Genomic DNA, 19522 nt, shown 5'->3' with positions numbered 1-19522 from the left:
CGGGGGTCCGGCCCTTCGTCATGCCGGGCGCGTCAGGCGCCGGCGGTGAGGCGGTCCGTCTCGTCCTGCCACAGCGCGGCCTGGGGACGCAGCGCGTCCTCGACGGCGCGGGCGTGGTGGGCGCAGAACTGGAGGGCACCGCCCGAGTGCAGCACGGCGCGGACGTAGGCCTGCGCGCCGCAGCGGTCGCAGCGGTCGGAACGGGTGAGGGCGGCCGGCTCGGCCACGGCGGTGATGGACATGGTGTCCTCCTCGGGTCTCTCGGGGCTGGAGGGCGACGACGCCGGTGGGGCGGGCCGGTCCTCCTCTTGTCCCATGGAACAGCAAGGATGGCAGGGAACTTCCCCGCGCGCCCGCCCCGCACCCGCGTTTCGCCACCCGCGTACGCAAGCAGCCGGGCCGGGCTGCCCAGGGACGTCCGGCCCGAACCCTGGCGTGTCCGGCCCGCGGAGTAGGCTGGACCGGCCGCCGTCGTCCACCGAAAGGCCCGCCCCGTGCCCGCGAACACCGAGTACAACGCCCGCCACCTCTCCGTGCTGGAGGGGCTCGAGGCCGTCCGCAAGCGGCCGGGCATGTACATCGGCTCCACCGATTCCCGCGGCCTCATGCACTGCCTCTGGGAGATCATCGACAACTCGGTGGACGAGGCTCTGGCCGGCTTCGGGCAGTCGATCGAGATCACCCTGCATCCGGACGGCTCCGTCGAGGTCGAGGACAACGGGCGCGGCATCCCCGTGGACGTGGAGCCGCGCACCGGCCTGTCCGGTGTCGAGGTGGTGTTCACCAAGCTCCACGCCGGCGGCAAGTTCGGCGGCGGTTCCTACGCCGCCTCGGGTGGCCTGCACGGCGTGGGCGCGTCGGTGGTCAATGCCCTGTCCTCGCGCCTGGACGTGCAGGTGCTGCGCGGCGGCAAGGTCCACCAGATGTCGTTCCGGCGCGGCGAGCCGGGCCGCTTCCAGGACGGGTCGCGCCCGTCGCCGGACGCCCCGTTCGAGCCGTCCACGGACGCCTCGCCGCTGGACGTCGTCGGGAAGGCCAAGCGCGGGCAGACCGGCACGCGCGTGCGCTACTGGGCGGACGAGCAGATCTTCGTGAAGGACGCGACGTTCTCCGCCGAGGAGCTCCAGGCGCGGGCGCGCCAGACAGCCTACCTGATCCCGGGCCTGCGGATCACAGTCAAGGACCTGCGCCGCCGACCCGGCACGCCCGGCGCCGACGGCCCGGTCGAGGAGGTCTTCCAGTACGACGGCGGCATCTCCGAGTTCGTGGAGCACCTCACGCCCGCCACCCCGGTGACGGACGTGTGGCGGATCCAGGGCTCCGGCACCTTCAAGGAGCGGGTCCCCGTGCTCGGCGAGGACGGGCGCACCTCCATGCAGGATGTGCAGCGCACGTGCGAGGTGGACGTCGCCCTGCGCTGGGACGTCGGCTACGACACCGTGTTCCGGTCCTTCGTGAACATCATCGCCACGCCCAAGGGCGGCACCCATCAGTCCGGGTTCGAGGCGGCACTGCTGAAGGTGTTCCGGGCCCAGGTGGAGGCCAACGCGCGCCGGCTCAAGGCCGGGTCGGACAAGGTGGAGAAGGACGACGTGCTGGCCGGCATGACCGCCGTCCTGACGGTGCGGCTCGCCGAGCCGCAGTTCGAGGGGCAGACCAAGGAGATCCTCGGCACCTCCGCGGTGCGGCGGATCGTCTCCCAGGTGGTGGAGAAGCAGCTGACCGCCCGCCTCACCTCCACGGCCCGCGCCCAGAAGCAGCAGGTGCACACGCTGCTGGAGAAGGTCGTCGCGGAGATGAAGTCGCGCATCTCCGCGCGCACCCACAAGGAGAACCAGCGGCGCAAGAACGCCCTGGAGACCTCGACGATGCCGGCCAAGCTGGCGGACTGCCGCAGCAACGACGTCGCCTCCTCCGAGCTGTTCATCGTCGAGGGCGACTCGGCGCTCGGCACCGCCAAGCTGGCCCGGTCCTCCGACTTCCAGGCCCTGCTGCCGATCCGGGGCAAGATCCTGAACGTGCAGAAGGCCTCCGTCTCGGACATCCTGGCCAATGCCGAGTGCGCGGCGCTGATCCAGGTCGTCGGGGGTGGTGCGGGGCGCAGCTTCGACCTGGATGCGGCCCGCTACGGCAAGGTCGTGCTGATGACGGACGCGGACGTGGACGGTGCCCACATCCGCACCCTCCTGCTGACGCTCTTCTTCCGCTACATGCGGCCCATGGTCGAGGCCGGGCGCGTGTACGCGGCCGTCCCGCCGCTGCACCGGATCGAGGCGGTGACCCGGGGCGTCAAGGAACGCGAGGTCATCTACACGTACTCCGAGCAGGAGCTGCACGCGACGCTCGCCCGCCTGGAGCGGGAGGGCCGCTCGTATCGCGAGCCGATCCAGCGCTACAAGGGTCTGGGCGAGATGGACGCGGACCAGCTGGCCGAGACCACCATGGACCCGCGCCACCGCATGCTCCGCCGCGTGAACATCGCCGAGGTGGAGGCCGCCGAGCGCGTCTTCGACCTGCTCATGGGTTCCGCGGTGGCCCCGCGCAAGGACTTCATCGTCTCCCACGCCGACGAGCTGGACCGCGCGCGCATCGACGCCTGACCCTCCGCTTTCGTTCGGGAAACGGCGGCGCGGCCGCCGCCGTTTCCCGAACGAAAGCGGCGTGACCCGCGCCGTTTCCCGAACGAAAGCTCGGGACGGGCGCTCGTTCCGGCCGCGGCGGGCGTCAGCGGTCGCGGTAGTACGCCGCGACGCGGTGCAGGCCCTCGTCGATGCTCACGGTCGGCGTCCACGAGAGGACCTCACGGGTGCGACGCTGGTCGAACCAGTGGGCGGTCGAGAGCTGCTCGGCGAGGAACTCGGTCAGCGGCGGCTCGCCGTCGTCGGAGCCGACGCCCCGGGACCGCAGCCCCAACAGATCCCGCTCCCACGCCCGCTCGATCAGGGCGCCGGCGCGCCGGGCCAGGCCCGCCGGGACGCGGCGTTCGGGCTCCGCGGCGCCGCCCGCCAGCGCGATCTGGCGGATCAGCTCGCCGACCGGTCGCGGCTCGCCGTTGGTGACCACGAGGGCCTCGCCGTGGTGCACGTCGGCCGCGGACACAGCCGCCACCACGGCCTCGACGGCGTTGGCCGTGTACAGCGTGTCGACCAGGGGAGCGCCCGTGCCGAGCACGGGCATTCGCCCGGCCCGCGCGCGCTGCACGATCCGGTCGGTGAGCTGCAGGTCCCCGGGCCCCCACATCAGGTGGGGGCGCAGCACCAGGACGCGGAAGTCGTCGCGGTCGGCGGCCAGGGCCAGTCGCTCGCCGGCCGCCTTCGTGCGCGCGTAGGGTCCGCGCGCGTGCTCGGGGCTGGCGGCTCCGGCGCCCTCGCCGACGATGGAGTCGCCGGCGTGCGCCACGGAGGGGGAGGAGACGTGGACGAAGCGTCGCACGCCGTGGCGCTGTGCGGCGTGCAACAGGATGCGCGTGCCCTCCACGTTCACGGCCTCGTACTCGTGCTCGGGGCCGGACACGGACACCTTCGCGGCCACGTGCACCACGGTGTCCGCGCCGGTCAGGGCCTCCTCGACGGCGGCCGGGTCGGTCACGGACCCGCGCACGTCCCGCGCACCGGGCACGCCCGACGGACGCCGCTGCAGGGTGGTCACGTCGTTGCCGGCATCGGCGAGCACCCGGGCGACGCCCGCACCCAGCAGCCCCGAGGCGCCGGTCACCAGGACGCGGCGCGACGCGAGGCGCTCGACGAGGTCGGGCATCCCGGCGGCGTCGAGGTCGACGTCGTAGCCGAAGCCGCTCACAGCGCACCCACCTTCCCGCCGGCGAGCACGGCCTCCGCCCAGTCGGCCACCCGGGCGCGGTCGATCTTGGAGTTGTGCCGGATGTCCGTGGGGATCTCATCGGCCACGAGCACCGCGGCCACCGGCAGCGGCTCGAGGGCCGCGCGCACGGCGGAGGCCAGCGCGGTCGGGGCGAGGCCCTGCTTGGGCCGGCCGTCCCGGTGGTGACCCGGGCGCCGCGCCGGGCGCGTGGCCGGCACGGCCGCCTCCACGACGACGACCACGGCCTGCGTGCCCCGGGGCCCGACGCCGACGACGGCGCTGCGTCGCACCGGCCCGAGCGCGTCGACGGTCTTCTCGGGCCCACCCGGACCGACCGGGCCCTCGGGCGTGGTGATCACGTGCTGGAGCCGACCCTCGAGCCAGACGCGGCCCTCGGCGTCGAAGTGGCCGACGTCGGCGGTGCGGTGCCATACCCGGCCGTCCCGCCGCCACAGCCCGTCGCGCTTGCTCTGCTGGTCGGTGTGCCAGAGCGCGTCGTAGCGGTCCTTCAGGTGGGGGGCGCTGACCACGATCTCGCCGAGGACGCCGTGGCCCCGCGCGGGGTCGAGGATGACGTCCTCGGCGCTGCCGTCCTCGAGCAGCGGCGCGATGGCCAGGGACACCGTGGGCAGCGCGGAGCCCACGCAGACGCCCTCGTCGTCGGCGGCGCGCAGGCGCTGCACCTCGGCGCCGTCGATGTCCGTGAGCAGCAGCCCCTCGGTCATGCCCCACGGCGTGTGGACCCGGGCGTTCGGCATCAGGTCCGAGACCTGACGCATCAGCTGCGGGTGCACGGGGGCGCCGGCCGAGAGCACGAGACGCACGGCGTCGAGCGCCTCGCGCCGGGGCGCGTCGAGGCCGTCGGCGGTCGCGACCACGTTCGCCAGGGCGGCGGGGGAGGCGAACAGCACGCTCGACTGCCCGGCGATCGCGGCGTCGGCCAGCTTCTGCGCGGTGAGGGTGGCTGGCTGGGTGACATCCATGTCCGGGGAGACGGACGCGGCGCCGAGGGCGGGTCCGAGCAGCGCGAACGGGGCGAAGCCGGCCAGCAGGGAGCCGCCCGGGCGGATGCCCAGGGTGCGGGAGATCAGCGCCACGAGGCGGCCCAGCCGCTCGTGCGTGTACACGACGCCCTTGGCCGGGCCCGTGGAGCCGGACGTGAACAGCACCGCGGCGTCCGCGTCCAGGGCGGGCTCGGGCAGCACGGTGCCGTACTCGTCGACGGCGTCGCCCGTGGCCGGGTCGCGGTGGCGGTCCACCATCGCGTAGAGCGAGTCGGAGACGTCGAGCAGGCGGCGCTGGGCGGCGCCCGGCTCGGTCACGGAGATCCGGGTGCCCGGCCAGGACTGGGCGCGGGCCAGCGTCAGACCGGGGGTGCGGCCGATGATCCAGCGGGGGCGGGCCGACTTCATCGCCCGGGTCATGCCCTTGACCCCGAGGCCCTGGTCCGCCACCACGGCGACGGCGCCCACGCGCAGCACGGCGTACAGGGCCGCCGACAGGTCGCGACCCGGCGGCACGAGCATGGCGACCCGGTCGCCCGGTCGCATGCCCGCGGCCCACAGCCCGGTCGCGAGGGCCGAGACCATCTCCTGCAGCTCACCCCAGGTGACGGCCACGGGGCGGCGGGCGGTGCCCACGAGCGAGCGGCCGGCCTGGGCGCCGGCCATGTCCACCAGCGCGGTGTACTCGCGGTGGTCCGAGCCGGGGGCGCCCCAGTCGCGCAGGTGGTCCCAGAGCCGGACCACGCCGGGCTCGCGGGCTCCGGGCTCCTCCCCGAGGTCCACCTCCAGGCCCGGGTCGGCGGCCGCGTCGGCGGTGGCGTGCGGGACGGGGCCCGGCAGCCCCGAGGCGGGGTCGGAGAGCTGGCCGCCGCGCAGCAGCTGGGCCCACTGCAGCAGGGGCGCGGTGATGTCGCGGTCGTCCACGAGCAGGTGCCCCGCCCGCTCGTAACGCTGCACGCGCGCGTGGGGCAGGCGGTCGCGGAGGTCGTCGAGGTAGCGGTCCAGGAAGACCGGGTCGTCGGCGCCCCACAGGATGAGGGCGGGCACGTCGGTGCGGCCCAGGGCGGCGAGGTCCTCGCCCACCCGCTGCAGTTCGGGATGGCTGCCGTGGCCGGGGTCGGCCGGGATGTCCGCGACGAAGCCGCCGACGCCGCCGCGTCGGGCCGCCGTGTCGTAGGGCAGGTGGTAGGCGGCCCGCGTCTCGCGGTCGAGGGCCGGGGTGGCGAGGGAGGTCGTCACGGAGAGGAAGGCGTCCGTGGTGACGGTGGAGGCCGGCAGGACGGGCCCGGCGAGGGCGGCCTGCAGCGGGGCGGGGATCGGCGCCCCCTCGGGCTGGTGGACCGCGGTGTTCAGGGTCGCGACGCCGGCCACCAGCTCCGGATGACGCGCCGCCCAGCCGAGGGACACGACACCGCCCCAGTCGTGGCCGAGCGTGATCAGAGGGTGGCCGGTGGCTGCCAGGTCGCGCAGCCCGAGAGCCGCCAGCAGGGCGTCCAGGTCGGCGATGCGGCCGCCCAGCGTGCGGTAGGTGTCGCCGGCACGGCCCATCGACGCGGCGGACGGGGAGCCCGCGTGCGCGAGGCGCTCGGAGAAGCCCATGTCCAGCTGGTCCGGCGCCACGACGCGCCACGCGGCCATGCCCCGGCGTGCCCGGCGCACGGTCTCCGCGAGCAGGGACCGCCACAGCCAGGACCACGTCGGGTTGCCGTGCACCGCCACGATCGTGCCGACGATCTCCGCCCCGGCCGCGGCGAGCACGGGACCGGTGTCCGCCACGTGCAGCGTCCGCACGGTCCCCTCCGGGTCCGCGGCGGAGCGGATCTCCACGAGGCGGGACCACGCCGGGTCCCAGCCGGGCAGTCGGTCGGCCGGCGGCAGGGCGGCGGGGGCGGCGGGGATCTGGGGCATGGCTCTGGCTCCTTCAGCTCACCATTCGATCTCGAGCATCGCGGTGTTCAGGCCCGAGCCCACGCCCAGGCAGACCACCGTGTCCCCGTCCTCCAGGGCGTCCATCTCCCGCACGAGGGTGATGGGCAGCGACGCCGGGCCGACGTTGCCCAGCGTGGGGAACGTCGTCGGGATGCGCGCCGGGTCCAGGTGGGCGGACTCCGCGATCGCGTCGGTGTGCATCTGCGAGACCTGGTGGGTGATGAACCGGTCGGCCTCCGGCCACGCCCACTCCGCCGGGACGTCGTGCCACGCGTCCATCACGAGCTCGAGACCGTCCTTGAGCAGGGCGGTGGAGTCGGTGTACATGCCGTGGTGGTCGCCCACGCACAGGCCGTGGTGGTCGGTGCCGGCGCGGGTGATCCCGCGGACGATCCGATGGGCGTCCGGGTGGTCCTCGATGCGGCCGACGACGGCGGCGGCGGCCCCGGAGCCCAGCGTCAGGGACGCGAACTGCTCCATGAAGTTGCCGCGGTGCGTGGTCTCGGCGTGCAGGTTGGCCACGGTGGCGGCCTGCACCTTCGAGGCGTCCTCGGCGGCGACCACGACCGCGTAGTCGATCTGGCCGGCGTCCACGAGGGTGGAGGCGAGCATGAGGCCGTTGACGAACCCGAGGCACGCGTTCGTGATGTCGAAGTTGGTCGCCGAGGTCGGCAGCCCCATGAGGTGATGGATCCGCACGGCCACGGAGGGCTCGAGCGTGGCCCGGGTGACCGACGTGTTCACGAGCAGGCCCACCCGCTCCCGGGGGACGCCGGCCTGCTCCAGGGCCGCGACGCCGGCGCGGGCGGCGGCCTCCTGGAAGTCCTCGGTCTCGTCCCAGTTCCGTCGGCTGCGCACACCGGCCACCCGCTCCAGGAGGGAGCCGGGCAGGCGCAGGCGGGTGAGCACCTCCGCCAGCTGGTCGTCGAGGTCCCGCGAGGTGACTTCGACGGGGGCCTCCACCTCGGTGACCGCCAGGAGGGCGGCGCGGGAGTACTCGTAGCTGGCGTTGCCGGACACGTTCGTCACCAGGACCAATCTGCGGGGGGTCGGGGGAGGGGGGCGCTCACCTGCGGTGAGACGACAGCCCACTGTATCGGAGGGGTCGGGCGGGGCGCCCATCCGGGGCGTCGATCGGCCCGAGGTGAACAGGCTCGCCCCGGACCGGGGTCAGTCCGCGGACACGGCCACGGCGTCGTCCTCGGCGGGCGGGACCGAGACGAGTTCGGGGGAGGCGCCGGCGCCGACGGCCTCGATGCGCTGGTCCACGGGCACGCCCGAGCCGTCCCGGCGCCCGTACTCGATCGGCAGCGCGCGGGCCACGCCGGCCCGGGAGGCCGCGAGCGCGGGCGCGGCGCCGATCCAGCCGAGCTCGAGGCCGCTCTCGCCCTTGAGCAGCCGGTGGGCGCGCACGCCGCCGGTGCCGCGGCCCTTGGCCGGATACTCCCCGAGCGGCGTGACCTTGACGGAGCCCGGGGCGGAGCCGAGCACGTCCGCCTCGCCGTCCGTCACGGTCACCACGACGGCGGGCCGAGGGTGGGCCGCGGCATCCGCACCGGTCTCGGTGAGGGAGGCGGCGGGGGCCACCCCGAACGCGAGCACCGTGTCGCCGGCGGCCAGCCGGATGCCCGCGACACCGCCGCCGGCCGGGCCCTGGGGGCGCACGGCGGAGGCGGCGTAGCGCAGCAGCTGGCCGGTGCGGGTGAGGAAGACGAGCTGGTCGGCCTCGTCCGGGGCGGGGGCGGCGCCGACCACCGCATCGCCGTCCTTCAGGGCGACGGCGTCGACGACCTGGCGGTTCAGGGGCCACTCCGGCCGGACGCGCTTGACGACCCCGTGGGCGGTGCCCAGCGCCAGGACGGCGTCCAGGGGGACCAGGGCCACGAGCGTCTCGCCCTTGGCCAGGGGCACCAGCTCCGCGGCGGGGAGGGCCGCGGTCATCGCCGGGGCCGCGGACGGCTCGCCGGCCGCCGGCAGGTCGACCGCCTGGAGGCGGTGCAGCGCGCCGGCGGAGGTGAGGGCCCCGATCTCGCCGCGGGCCGTCGTCGGGACCACGGAGGTGAAGGCGTCGTGTTTGCGGCGCCGGCCCTGCGGGGCGATCGGCGTGCGGTCCGCGGTGCGCAGCAGGCGTCCGGAGGTGGAGAGCAGGGCCCAGCACGCCGTGTCCGGGACCATCAGGTCCACCCCGGCCTCCGCGGCGCCGGCGGGGGTGGGCCCGGACGGCGCGGGCCCGGCGGCGGGGGCCGCGGCGGTCTCGGCCTCGAGCAGGACCGTGCGCCGGTCGTCGCCGTGCTCGTCGGCGACGGCCTGCAGCTCGGCCGAGACCACCTCGCGCAGCCGCGCGTCGGAGGCCAGGATCGCCTCGAGCTCGGCGATCGCGGCCTGCAGCTCGTCGCGCTCGGCCTCCAGCTCGATGCGGGAGAACTTCGTCAGCTGGCGCAGCCGCAGCTCCAGGATGTGGTCGGCCTGCACCTGGGTGAGGTCGAAGACGCCCATGAGGCGGGTGCGCGCGGCCGCGGTGTCGTCCGAGGAACGGATGATCTCGATGACCTCGTCGATGTCCACGAGCGCCAGCAGCAGGCCCTCGACGAGGTGGAGGCGGTCGCGGTGCTTGCCGAGGCGGTGCCCGGTGCGGCGCCGCACCACGTCCAGACGGTGGTCCACGTAGACCCGCAGCAGGGGCAGCAGGCCCAGGGTCTGCGGCTGGCCGTCGACGAGCGCGACGTTGTTGATCCCGAACGTCTCCTCGAGCGGGGTGTGCCGGTACAGGGCGGCCAGCACGGCCTGGGGGTTGAACCCGGACTTGAGCTCGATCTGCAGGCGCAGCCCGTTCTTGCGGTCCGTCAGGTCCACGACGTCGGCGATGCCGCTGAGCTTCTTCGCGTCGACGCCGGCCTTGATCCGCTCGATGACCTTCTCGGGGCCGACGCCGTACGGAAGCTCGGTGACGATCAGGCCGGTGCGGCGAGCGGTGACCTGCTCCACGTCGACGGCGGCCCGCATGCGGAACGTGCCGCGGCCGGTCGCGTAGGCGTCGCGGACGCCGTCGAGCCCCACGATCCGGCCGCCCGAGGGCAGGTCGGGGCCGGGGATGTGGGCCATGATCGCCTCGAGGTCCGCCTCGGGGTCCGCGAGCAGGTGGCGCGCGCCCGCCACGACCTCGCGCAGGTTGTGCGGAGCCATGTTCGTGGCCATGCCGACGGCGATGCCGGTGGTGCCGTTGACGAGCAGGTTGGGGTAGGCGGCGGGCAGCACGGCCGGCTGCTGAAGCTGGTTGTCGTAGTTGGGGACGAAGTCCACGGTGCCCTCGTCGAGGTCCGCGGTGAGCGCCAGGGCGGCCGGGGCCATGCGGGCCTCCGTGTAGCGCGGAGCCGCGGGGCCGTCGTCGAGCGAGCCGAAGTTGCCGTGCCCGTCCACCACGGGCAGGCGCAGGGAGAACGGCTGGGCCAGGCGGACCATCGCGTCGTAGATCGCGGCGTCGCCGTGGGGGTGCAGCTTGCCCATCACCTCGCCCACCACACGGGCGGACTTCACGTGGCCGCGGTCCGGGCGCAGGCCCATGCGGGACATCATGTAGAGGATGCGCCGCTGCACCGGCTTGAGGCCGTCGCGGGCGTCCGGCAGGGCGCGCGAGTAGATCACCGAGTAGGCGTACTCGAGGAAGGACGCCTCCATCTCCTCGGAGACGTCGACGTCGACGATGTTCTCCTGCTCCAGCGGCAGCGGGCGCGGGGCGTCCTGCTCGGCGGGGCGGGAACGGGATGAACGGGCCATCATGGTGGTCGGGGAGTCCTCACGGCGTCGGGGATTGTCTACAGTGATCCTATGGGTGAGACTGAAGCCGACCGCGGATATCCCTCCCATTGGGAGGCCGATGTGGTGCTCCGTGACGGCGCCACGGCCCACCTGCGGCCCATCTCGCCCGAGGACGCCGCCGAGCTGCAGCGCATGCATGCCGGGCAGTCCGAGAACTCCATCTACCTGCGCTACTTCACGTACAAGTCCGAGCTGAGCGCCAAGGACCTGGACCGGTTCACCCACGTGGACCACCGGGACCGGGTGGCGTTCGTGATCACCCGCGGCGGCCGCCTGCTCGGCGTGGGCCGCTACGACCGGTACGGGGACTCCGACGCCGCGGAGGTCGCCTTCAACATCTCCGACGCCGCGCAGGGCCGCGGACTGGGCTCCATCCTCATGGAGCACCTGGCCGCGGCCGCCCGCGAGAACGGCATCCGCCGCTTCACCGCCGAGGTCCTGCCCGAGAACCGCAAGATGCTCTCGGTGTTCCAGGAGTCTGGCTTCGAGGTGACCCGCCGGTTCGAGGACGGCGTCGTGGCCGTCGAGTTCCCCATCGATCCCACCGCCCGGTGGCGCGCCGTCGTCGAGTCCCGCGAGCACCGGGCCGAGTCCCGCAGCGTCGCCGAACTGGTCGAGCCCGCCTCCGTGGCCGTGGTCGGCGCCTCCCGCGATCCGCAGGCCGTCGGCTCGCTCGTGCTGCGCCACGTCCTCGAGGCGGGCTTCACGGGCACCGTCCACGCCGTGAACCGCGCCGCCGAGGACGTCCAGGGCCTCACCGCCCACCGCTCCCTGGCCGACATCGGCGAGCCGGTCGACCTCGTCGTCGTCGCCGTGCCCGCCGACGAGGTCGAGGCCCTCATCCCCGAGGCCGCCGCGGCCGGGGCCCAGGGGCTCGTCGTCCTCACCTCGGGCTACGCCGACGCCGGCGCCGAGGGACTCGATGCCCAGCGCAGCCTGGTCTCCCTCGCCCGCGCCCACGGCATGCGCGTGATCGGCCCGGCCTCCACCGGTCTGGTCCGCACCGACCCCGCGATCCGCCTCAACGCCTCCCCGTCCCCGGGCCTGGCCCAACGCGGCCCCGTCGGCCTGTTCAGCCAGTCCGGCGCCGTCGGCGCCATGGTCTCCGCCGGCGTCAAGCGCCGCGGGGTGGGGATCTCCACCTCGATCAGCGCCGGCAACCGGGCGGACGTCTCGGGCAACGACGCCATGCAGTTCTTCGAGGCGGACCCCCACACCGCCGCCGTCGGCGTGTACCTGGAATCGTTCGGCAACCCGCGCAAGTTCTCCCGCATCGCCCGGCGGCTCTCCCGCACCAAGCCCGTCGTGGTGGTCCGCTCCGACGTCACCGGGCGCTTCCTGCCCCCGGGTCACGAGACCCGCACCACCCAGGCCCCCGAGGGCACCGTGGACTCGATGCTCGACCAGACCGGCGTGCTCGAGGCCCACACGCACGAGGCCATGCTCGACATCCTCATGGCCGTGGCCAGCCAGCCATTGCCCACGGGCCACCGCGTCGTGCTCGTCGCCGACTCGCTCGCCCTGGACCGGGTGGGCCGCGACGCCGCGGCCGAGGCCGGTCTGGAGGTCACGGCCACCGTCGGCCTCGTCGGCAGCGAGCAGGGCATCGCCCCGCCCGCCGAGGCGCTGGTCTCCGCCGTCCGGGACGCCGTCCGCCACGAGCAGGCCGACGCCGTCGTGGTGCTGGCCCGCCTCGGCCTGCACCAGGCGGACGACGAGCCGGAGCGGCTGGCCCACGCCCTCGCCGACGCGACCCGGGACGCCCGCATCCCCGTGCTCGGCTGCCTGACCGACGTCGTCTCCCCGCGCTACCGCGGCGCCACGCTCGGCGCCGCCGGGCCCGTCGACGACGACGCCGAGCCCGGCTCCCTGCAGCCCGGCCTGCCCTTCTACCCGTCGCCGCAGCAGGCCATGACCGTGCTCGGCGCTCTCGCGGACTACGTCCACTGGCGCCGCCAGGAGGTCGGCGAGCCGCTCGAGCCGACCGGCGTGCACCCGCACGAGGCCGAGGAGCTCGTGGAGGCGGCCGCCGCGCGCGCCGAGGGCACCGAGCTCGTCCGGCTCTCCGACGAGGAGACCGAGACGCTGCTGGGCCACTACGGGATCACCGTGCTGCCCTCGGCCCGGTTCGAGACCGCCGACGAGGCCGTGGCGGCCGCCGAGCGGCTCGGATTCCCCGTGGCACTCAAGGCCGTGGACCCCCACCTGCGGCACCGACTCGACCTGGGCGGCGTCCGCCTGAACGTGGTGGACGCCGACTCCCTGCGCCGCAACGTCGAGCACATGCGCCGTCTGCTCGCGCCGTTCGGCGTGCGCGAGCTCGAGGTCCAGGCCATGGCCCCCGCCGGGCAGGCCTGCATGCTCACGGCGCTCGAGGACCCGCTGCTGGGCCCCGTGGTCTCCTTCGGCATCGCCGGCGACGCCACGGACCTGCTGGGGGACTGGGTGCACCGCGTGCCCCCGCTCACGGACCGGGACGTGGCCCGCATGGTCCGCGCCCCCCGCGCCGCCGTGAAGCTGCGCGGCACCGGCGGGGTGCCCCCCGTCGACCTCGCCGCGCTCGAGGACCTCGTGGGCCGCGTCAGCGTCCTCAAGGACGACCTGCCACAGGTCGCCCGCCTGCGCTTCGCGCCCGTGCTGGCCGCCCCCGAAGGCGTGACGGTGCTGCAGGCCGAGGTGCACGTCGCCAACGCGGCCCGCCGCACCGACTCGGCCCGGCGCGCGCTGCGCGGCCGCTGACCGGGCTGCCCACAGCGGGCCCGGACGGCCCGGCACCGGACCCGTAGCATGGGGGACATGAGCCCGTTCCGCAGGAGTCACGAGCCCGGCCGTCCCGACCACCGCCCCGGCGCCCCCGAGGCCGAGGGCCGGCAGCGCGAGGCCCGCACCCTGGACGGCAGTGGCGGCCTCGACGCCTCGCTCGTCCGCGCCGGCTTCTACCCGGACCTCGTGGCGCACGCCATCGCCGTCGAGCTCGAGGGCCGCACCCCGGACGCGCACCTCGTCCACGTGGACACGCACTTCGACTACGAGGAGATCCACCGGCACATCACGGCCCTCGTGCTCGCCGGGGACACCCTGCTGGCCGTCCACCTCGACGACCACGCCGCCGACCCGGCCGGCCAGGCGGTCCTCGCCCAGGTCTCCACCGAGATGGTCCCGGTCCGCGCCCTCGGCTCCGTGGTCCTGACCACGGGCCACGCCGACCCCGCCCGCTTCCGGCCGTCCGACCCCGTGGCCGAGATGACCCTCGGGCTGTTGTGGGCCGGCGGCCAGCGCCTGGATCTGCAGCCCGCCGGCTGCGCCGACCCCCAGTGCGACCTCGACCACGGCTACACCGGCACCGCCACCCGTGAGGACCTCGTGATCCGCGTCGCCGCCGACGCCGACGGGCAGGGGGCCGTCGACGGCGCCCTGGCCTTCGCCCGGGCCCTGCGCCGCGCCCACCTGGCGGCCACCACGTGACGGGGCCCGCCCTCCCCGCGGGTGTGGTCCCCGCCGACCGTGCCCTGCGCTCCGTCCTGACCTCCGCCGCGGCCGCCCTCGGCGTCCCGGGCTGTGAGAACGCGCTCGCGGTCCCGGCGGGCCGCCGCGTGGTCGTCGCCCTGGTGGACGGCCTCGGACGGTCCCTGCTGAAGCGCTTCGGCGGCCACGCCCCCACGCTGCGCTCGGCGATGGCCGACGGCGGCCGCGTCCTCGAGGTGGCCGTGCCCACCACGACGGCCGCCTCCCTCACGAGCCTGGGCACCGGGCTGGACGTCGGGGAGCACGGCGTGGCCGGCTACGACGTGCTCGACCCGGACCGGGACGTGGTGATCAATCAGCTGGGCGGCTGGGACGAGGCCACCGACCCGGTGGGGTGGCAGCCGAAGCCCACCGTGTTCGAGCGTGCCGCCGCGGCCGGCGTGGACGCCGTCACGGTCTCGCTGCCCGCCTTCGAGCGTTCGGCCCTGACGCGGGCGGGGCTGCGCGGCGGCCGGTTTGTGGCCGGTCGCACCCTGATCGCCCGCGCCCAGGCCGCCGAACGCGCGCTGAAGGACGCCCGCGTGCCCACGCTCGTCTACTTCTACGTCAACGAGCTGGACAGGGCCGGCCACCGGGACGGCGTGGGCTCGGACCGGTGGCTGCACGCCCTCGAGGAGATCGACGCGGCGGTGCGGCGCCTGGTGGACCGCGTGCCCGCCGGGACGGTGGTGCTCGCCACCGGCGACCACGGCATGGTCGACGTGCCGCCGTCGCGCCGCGTGGACTACGCCGCCCTGGATGAGGCCGGGGAGCTCGCCGACGCCGCGCTGCTCGAGGGGGTCGCGCACACCGCGGGGGAGCCCCGCCTCGTGCAGCTGCACTTCCGGTCCGACGCGGGTCCGGACGTGCGCGCGAGGGTGCGGCGCGCCTGGGCCGAGCGCTACGGGGCGCACGCGTGGGTGCTCACGCGGGACGAGGCCGTCGACGCTGGCTGGTTCGGCGCCGTCGTCGAGGACCGGGTCCGTGCCCGCATCGGGGATCTGCTCGTCGCCGTGCACGGGGATCTGGCCCTCTACGACGGCCGGCGGGTGCCCCCGCACGCCTTCGAGATGGTGGGCCAGCACGGCGCGCCCACGCGCGCCGAGCGGGAGGTCCCGCTGCTCACCTGGCACCGCTGAGCCCGCCCCGGGGCCGGGCCGGGGTCAGTCGCCCTTGCGGCCGAAGACGATCTCGTCCCAGCTGGGCACGGACGCGCGGCGAGCGGCCGAGCGGGCCCGGGGGCGCGGCGTGACGGTCGGCATGGCAGGGCGCGCGGCACGCTCGCGGGGCGCGGGCTCCGCCCCCTCGTCCTCGACACCCGCGTCCGCGACCTCCGCGTCCGCGACGTCTGCGGCAGTGTCCTCGGCGCGGTCGATCTCGGCGGCCGGTTCCGGCTCGTCGACGACCGGGGCGTCGTCGGCGGTCGTCAGGGCCCCCTCGGCGTCGACCGGGGCGAGCCGCTCGGGCGCCTGGGCGGCCTCGCGCCGACTCCGGTCCTGGTGCTCGCGGGCGATCAGGTGGGCCAGCGCGTCATCCGACTCCAGGTCCGCGCCCACGCGCTGACCCCGGCGCACCCGCAGGATCTCCAGCAGGTCGGCGTCGCGGTCGGCGGCCGGGGAGTGCGCACCCGCGGGGGTCACGGCGTCCTCGGCATCCACGTCGTCCGTCACCGGTTCGGCCGCGGGGGCGCGGGGCACCAGGTCCCAGGCCTCCGCCTCGGACAGGGCGCGGGCCCAGGCGTTCTCGGGTTCTAGGTGGCGTCCGGCCGGGCGGAACGTCCAGAGCGCCGGCGGCTCCTCGCGGGTGGGCAGACCCCTCGCGCCGGCCACGGCGAACCGGGCGGCCACGGTCCAGCCGGCCTGGTCCTCGCGCCACGCGTCCCACTCGAGGCTCGCCTCGTCCACGCCCAGCTCGGCGAGCCGGTGCGCGGCGAGCTCGCCGAGCGTCGTGGGGCCGCCGTCCTGGACGAGGTCCGAGTAGAGGTCGGGCCCGCCGACCCAGACCTCGACGGCGCGGGCCTGCCGGGCGATCCAGTCGCGCTCGGCCAGGACGGGGTGACCGTAGGTGCGGATGCGCGAGAAGGCGTTTCCACTCTCCCGGGCCACCTGCTCCACGGAGGCGCCCGCACGGATGCGCTGCTGGATCTCCCGGGGGGTGAGGGGCTCGGCCTCGTGGGTCGCGGCGGCCTTGATGGACTCCTGGTCGGTCAGCGGCGCCGGGGTCGGGCCGTCTGCGGTCTCATCGTCGGCCGCGGGCTGCGGGTCGATGCGGGGGGTGAGCGCGAGGTCCTCGTCCGGACGGGTCGGGCCGGAGGGCACGTCGGGAGCCCGCTCGCCCTCCTCCGCGGACTCGTCGGCGTGCCTCGCCGCGTCCACCGGCCCCTCGGCGTCCTCCTCGGCGACGTCCATCTCGGTCATGTCGTGCCAGGCCGCGGGGCCGTCCTCGGACCGTCGCACGGCCTCGGGCGCACCACCCTCGAGAACCAGCCGGCGCAGATAGGGGGAGAGAGCGAGCGTGTGCTCCTCACCCTCGGGCCCCGACAGGCGCAGCGCGTCGCCGTCCTCGGTGGGTCCGGTCAGTCGCAGCTCTGCCATGGCGGTGGTCCCTCCGACGTCGTGTTCTGGTCACCGGGCGTGCGGACGCCCGGCCGGGCATGCCCCGATCCTAGCCGCCGGGCCGCAGACCACGGCCCGGGCGAGGGACGAGCGGCCGCGGGAATCCGCCCTGGGCGAGCACGCCCGTCAACATTTGGCACGGGTTCGGCCATGGTGCACAATCTACGCGCAACGGCGCAGGCCGGTGATGCGTGGCCCGTCCACGACGCCGTCCGCGCAGTGCCGGCACCGGTCCCGGTGCCGTCCCCCACCAGCGGAGCGTGAAACCCCATGGCCACTGACTACGACGCCCCTCGCAAGAACGAGGAAGAGCTGAGCCAGAACTCCATCGAGGAGCTGAAGGCACGGCGCACGGACACCCAGTCCGCCGTCGTGGACGAGGACGAGGCGGAGGCCGCCGAGGAGTTCGAACTGCCTGGCGCCGACCTCTCGGGTGAAGAGCTGATGGTGCGGGTGCTGCCCGCCCAGTCGGATGAGTTCACCTGCGCCTCCTGCTTCCTGGTCCGCCATCGCTCGCAGGCCGCGCGTGAGAAGAACGGCCTGATCTACTGCACCGACTGCGAGGGCTGAGCCCCCGCCGCCGGGGCGGTCAGCGGTCCTCGGCCGCCCCCTCCTGCCGGGCCATGGCCCCGCCGAGGGCCGCGACCAGCTCCTCCGGACGCCGGGTGCTGGTCAGCCAGTAGGGCGTGCGGTCGCGCTCGTCGGTCAGCTGGATCCGCACGACGGGCGCGATCCAGCCGCGCAGGTTCACGAAGGCCAGCCCGTGCAGCAGCGGGCCGCGCTGGGCCCGGGCGTCCTCGCCGCGATACCCCGTGACCTGACCGACGTGGTGCCGTTCGATGCTGGCGCGGCCCACCTGGAGGGTGCGTTCGCGCACCACGATGCGCGGGGTGGTGGCCACCAGGAGCAGGGCCTCGACGGCGAAGAACACGACGGCGGCGGCGATGCCCAGCCCGAGGTCGATCGGCGCGAACACGAGGATCGTCAACGCCGCCAGCATGAGCGCCACGGCCCAGACCCCCGGGGAGGGCGTCAACCGCTCCTCGAACAGGACCGGATCGGGTCCCGCCGCAGCGCCCTCGGGGGCGCGGCGGGAGGCATCGGCGACGGGGTGCTGCTGGGGATCACGCATGGGTCCCAGCTTCCCACATCCGGACTCCGGTCCCGCCGCGCGGCACCGGCGAGGGCGCCCGCCCGACCGCCTCGACGCGGCCCCGGGCCGACGGGTGCTCGTGTAGGGTCGGGCCTCGTGACCGACTCCGCCGAGCTGCCCGTGCCCCTGCACGCCCTCGATCCGGGCCTGGCCCCGCCCGCCTACGCGCAGCCGGGCGACGCGGGCGCGGACCTGCGCACCGCCGTCGACGTGACCCTGGCCCCGGGCGAGCGCGCCCTGGTGCCGACCGGCGTGGCGTTGGCCATCCCGGAAGGCCACGCGGGGTTCGTGCACCCCCGCTCGGGTCTCGCGGTCCGTCGCGGCCTGACCATCGTCAACGCCCCGGGCACCATCGACGCCGGCTACCGCGGCGAGATCAAGGTGCCCCTGATCAACCTGGACCCGACCGAGCCGATCGTGCTGCGCCGCGGCGACCGGATCGCCCAGCTCGTGCTGCAGCCGGTCGTGCGCGCCCGCTTCGAGCCCGTGGACGTGCTGCCCGACTCCGAGCGCGGGGCCGGCGGCTTCGGCTCGACCGGCGGCTTCACCGCCGACACCACCCCTGGGAGGACGTCGTGATCTTCGGACGCAACCGCACCGTGCGCCACGAGCAGGTCAGCCTGCCGGACGAGCTGCTGGAGGAGCGCGACCTCGAGATCGCCGCCGCGCCGGCAACCGCCGACGTCGGTCCGCACGACGTCGCCACCCGCCCGGATCCCGCCGGCATGATCGACCTGGGGTCGCTGCGCCTGAGGGCCGTCCAGGGCATGAAGCTGCGCCTCGACGTCGAGGACGCGACGAAGCGGATCGTCGCCGCCACCATCAGCCTCGGACGCTCGGCCCTGCAGGTCCAGGCGTTCAGCGCCCCCCGTCGCACGGGTCTGTGGGACGACCTGCGCGCCGAGCTGCACGACTCCCTGTCGACCACGGCCCACGCGACCGTGCAGGAGCAGACCGGCCGTTTCGGCGTCGAGATCCTCACGCGCGTGCCGGCGGCGCTGCCGGACGGCTCGCCGGGGTGGAACGTCGCCCGGTTCGTGGGCGTGGACGGACCGCGCTGGTTCGTCCGCGGCGTGTTCCACGGCGAGGCCGCCTTCCAGCCGGAGGCCGCCGAGCCGCTGGAACAGGTGTTCTCCGACCTGGTCGTGGTGCGGGGCGACGAGCCGCTCCCGCCGCGCGAGCTGCTGCCCCTGCGTCCGCCGCCCAACGCGCGCCCGCTGCAGCGTCGTCGCCCGGCCCCGGACGAGGGCCGGGACGTGCTCGCGGACACCGCCGCCGGCCCGGGGGACGGCGCGGCACCGGAGGCCACCGGGCTGCCCGAGCGCGGTCCGGAGATCACGGAGATCCGGTGAGTCCCGCCGTCGCCCCCCGCCCGGTCGGGCCCGCCGGCCGCATCGAGCGCCGCGGCGTCATCGCCTCCGTCACGCTGCCCGGTGCGGACGAGGCGACCGTCTTCCGCGCGGCCCTGGCCGACCGCCTGCCCGCACCCGGGAGCATGGCGCCCGCCGAGACGCTGCAGCTGGTCTGGCACGGGCGGCGCCGCGTGCCCGGCGTCATGCCGGGGGAGTGGCTGACGGTCCGCGGCCGCGTCACCCAGATGGACGGCGTGCCCACCCTGCACAACCCCGAGTTCGACCTGGTCGACGCGCCCGGCGCCACGCTCTGAGCACGGCCCCGAGAGG

The 19522-nt window shown here is 75.2% G+C and carries 15 protein-coding genes; 8 read left to right on the top strand and 7 right to left on the bottom strand.

The genetic code is table 11. The features are described 5' to 3' along the window. Nucleotides 1-32 precede the first annotated feature (32 nt). Entirely contained in the window at nt 33-242 is a 210-nt protein-coding gene (locus ACUJ8O_RS10320; protein WP_002858172.1) for a DUF7455 domain-containing protein, read from the bottom strand. 252 nt (nt 243-494) lie between these two features. On the opposite strand from ACUJ8O_RS10320, the gene ACUJ8O_RS10315 reads away from it, so the two are divergent. Then, complete coding sequence (locus tag ACUJ8O_RS10315) at nt 495-2600, top strand: DNA gyrase/topoisomerase IV subunit B (protein ID WP_060973527.1); 2106 nt, start codon at nt 495-497, stop codon at nt 2598-2600. 124 nt (nt 2601-2724) lie between these two features. Here the strand turns inward: ACUJ8O_RS10315 and ACUJ8O_RS10310 are convergent, their stop codons facing one another. The 4 genes from ACUJ8O_RS10310 to ACUJ8O_RS10295 form a co-directional block, all read right to left on the bottom strand. Then, entirely contained in the window at nt 2725-3798 is a 1074-nt protein-coding gene (locus ACUJ8O_RS10310) for an NAD-dependent epimerase/dehydratase family protein (protein ID WP_445373359.1), read from the bottom strand. Continuing rightward, entirely contained in the window at nt 3795-6731 is a 2937-nt protein-coding gene (locus ACUJ8O_RS10305) for an alpha/beta fold hydrolase (protein WP_445373358.1), read from the bottom strand. The genes ACUJ8O_RS10310 and ACUJ8O_RS10305 overlap by 4 nt, the downstream gene beginning before the upstream one ends. 18 nt (nt 6732-6749) lie before the next feature. After that, complete coding sequence (locus ACUJ8O_RS10300) at nt 6750-7781, bottom strand: 3-oxoacyl-ACP synthase III (protein ID WP_044659529.1); 1032 nt, start codon at nt 7779-7781, stop codon at nt 6750-6752. 141 nt (nt 7782-7922) lie between these two features. Continuing rightward, complete coding sequence (locus ACUJ8O_RS10295; protein ID WP_445373357.1) at nt 7923-10529, bottom strand: DNA gyrase/topoisomerase IV subunit A; 2607 nt, start codon at nt 10527-10529, stop codon at nt 7923-7925. Between the two features lie 48 nt (nt 10530-10577). On the opposite strand from ACUJ8O_RS10295, the gene ACUJ8O_RS10290 reads away from it, so the two are divergent. Genes ACUJ8O_RS10290 through ACUJ8O_RS10280 form a run of 3 tightly spaced genes read left to right on the top strand, consistent with a single transcriptional unit; the run spans nt 10578 to nt 15211 of the window. Next, nucleotides 10578-13307, top strand: a complete 2730-nt coding sequence (locus ACUJ8O_RS10290; RefSeq protein WP_152743529.1) for a bifunctional acetate--CoA ligase family protein/GNAT family N-acetyltransferase — start codon at nt 10578-10580, stop codon at nt 13305-13307. Between the two features lie 57 nt (nt 13308-13364). Then, the gene (locus ACUJ8O_RS10285; RefSeq protein WP_152743530.1) at nt 13365-14033 is read left to right on the top strand and encodes a DUF5998 family protein; all 669 of its coding nucleotides are present in this window, start codon (nt 13365-13367) and stop codon (nt 14031-14033) included. After that, nucleotides 14030-15211 (top strand): alkaline phosphatase family protein, encoded by a 1182-nt coding sequence (locus ACUJ8O_RS10280; protein ID WP_036314120.1) that lies wholly within the window; start codon nt 14030-14032, stop codon nt 15209-15211. The genes ACUJ8O_RS10285 and ACUJ8O_RS10280 overlap by 4 nt, the downstream gene beginning before the upstream one ends. A 24-nt stretch (nt 15212-15235) precedes the next feature. Here ACUJ8O_RS10280 and sepH read toward each other — a convergent pair whose 3' ends face one another. Beyond that, nucleotides 15236-16666 carry a septation protein SepH gene (sepH, locus tag ACUJ8O_RS10275; RefSeq protein WP_036314122.1) on the bottom strand — a complete coding sequence of 477 codons (1431 nt, stop codon included), beginning with the start codon at nt 16664-16666 and terminating at the stop codon, nt 15236-15238. 291 nt (nt 16667-16957) lie between these two features. On the opposite strand from sepH, the gene ACUJ8O_RS10270 reads away from it, so the two are divergent. Then, a complete protein-coding gene (locus ACUJ8O_RS10270) occupies nt 16958-17257 on the top strand; it encodes a DUF4193 domain-containing protein (protein ID WP_012750908.1) in 300 nt (99 codons plus the stop codon). Between the two features lie 19 nt (nt 17258-17276). Here the strand turns inward: ACUJ8O_RS10270 and ACUJ8O_RS10265 are convergent, their stop codons facing one another. After that, nucleotides 17277-17819, bottom strand: a complete 543-nt coding sequence (locus ACUJ8O_RS10265; protein WP_010078548.1) for a DUF3093 domain-containing protein — start codon at nt 17817-17819, stop codon at nt 17277-17279. A 117-nt stretch (nt 17820-17936) separates the two neighbouring features. Here ACUJ8O_RS10265 and dut point away from each other — a divergent pair, with 117 nt between their 5' ends. The 3 genes from dut to ACUJ8O_RS10250 are packed head-to-tail and all read left to right on the top strand — an operon-like array spanning nt 17937 to nt 19506. Beyond that, complete coding sequence (dut, locus tag ACUJ8O_RS10260) at nt 17937-18419, top strand: dUTP diphosphatase (RefSeq protein ID WP_010078549.1); 483 nt, start codon at nt 17937-17939, stop codon at nt 18417-18419. Beyond that, a complete protein-coding gene (locus ACUJ8O_RS10255) occupies nt 18416-19192 on the top strand; it encodes a DUF3710 domain-containing protein (RefSeq protein WP_036314124.1) in 777 nt (258 codons plus the stop codon). Before dut ends, ACUJ8O_RS10255 begins: the two co-directional genes overlap by 4 nt. Beyond that, nucleotides 19189-19506 carry an OB-fold nucleic acid binding domain-containing protein gene (locus ACUJ8O_RS10250; protein WP_036314126.1) on the top strand — a complete coding sequence of 106 codons (318 nt, stop codon included), beginning with the start codon at nt 19189-19191 and terminating at the stop codon, nt 19504-19506. The genes ACUJ8O_RS10255 and ACUJ8O_RS10250 overlap by 4 nt, the downstream gene beginning before the upstream one ends. Nucleotides 19507-19522 lie beyond the last annotated feature (16 nt).

This window comes from Micrococcus sp. EWR3.9.1 (assembly GCF_052615555.1).
The sequence above is the reverse complement of the archived record's forward strand: the minus strand, read 5'-3'. Positions and strand labels throughout refer to the sequence as shown.

Excerpts from the sequence above, each read along its gene's own strand:
- ACUJ8O_RS10295 (WP_445373357.1), bottom strand. The coding sequence starts at position 10,529 with ATGATGGCCCGTTCATCCCGTTCCCGCCCCGCCGAGCAGGACGCCCCG.
- ACUJ8O_RS10305 (WP_445373358.1), bottom strand. The coding sequence starts at position 6,731 with ATGCCCCAGATCCCCGCCGCCCCCGCCGCCCTGCCGCCGGCCGACCGA.
- ACUJ8O_RS10270 (WP_012750908.1), top strand. The coding sequence starts at position 16,958 with ATGGCCACTGACTACGACGCCCCTCGCAAGAACGAGGAAGAGCTGAGC.
- ACUJ8O_RS10265 (WP_010078548.1), bottom strand. The coding sequence starts at position 17,819 with ATGCGTGATCCCCAGCAGCACCCCGTCGCCGATGCCTCCCGCCGCGCC.
- ACUJ8O_RS10320 (WP_002858172.1), bottom strand. The coding sequence starts at position 242 with ATGTCCATCACCGCCGTGGCCGAGCCGGCCGCCCTCACCCGTTCCGAC.
- ACUJ8O_RS10290 (WP_152743529.1), top strand. The coding sequence starts at position 10,578 with ATGGGTGAGACTGAAGCCGACCGCGGATATCCCTCCCATTGGGAGGCC.
- ACUJ8O_RS10285 (WP_152743530.1), top strand. The coding sequence starts at position 13,365 with ATGAGCCCGTTCCGCAGGAGTCACGAGCCCGGCCGTCCCGACCACCGC.
- sepH (WP_036314122.1), bottom strand. The coding sequence starts at position 16,666 with ATGGCAGAGCTGCGACTGACCGGACCCACCGAGGACGGCGACGCGCTG.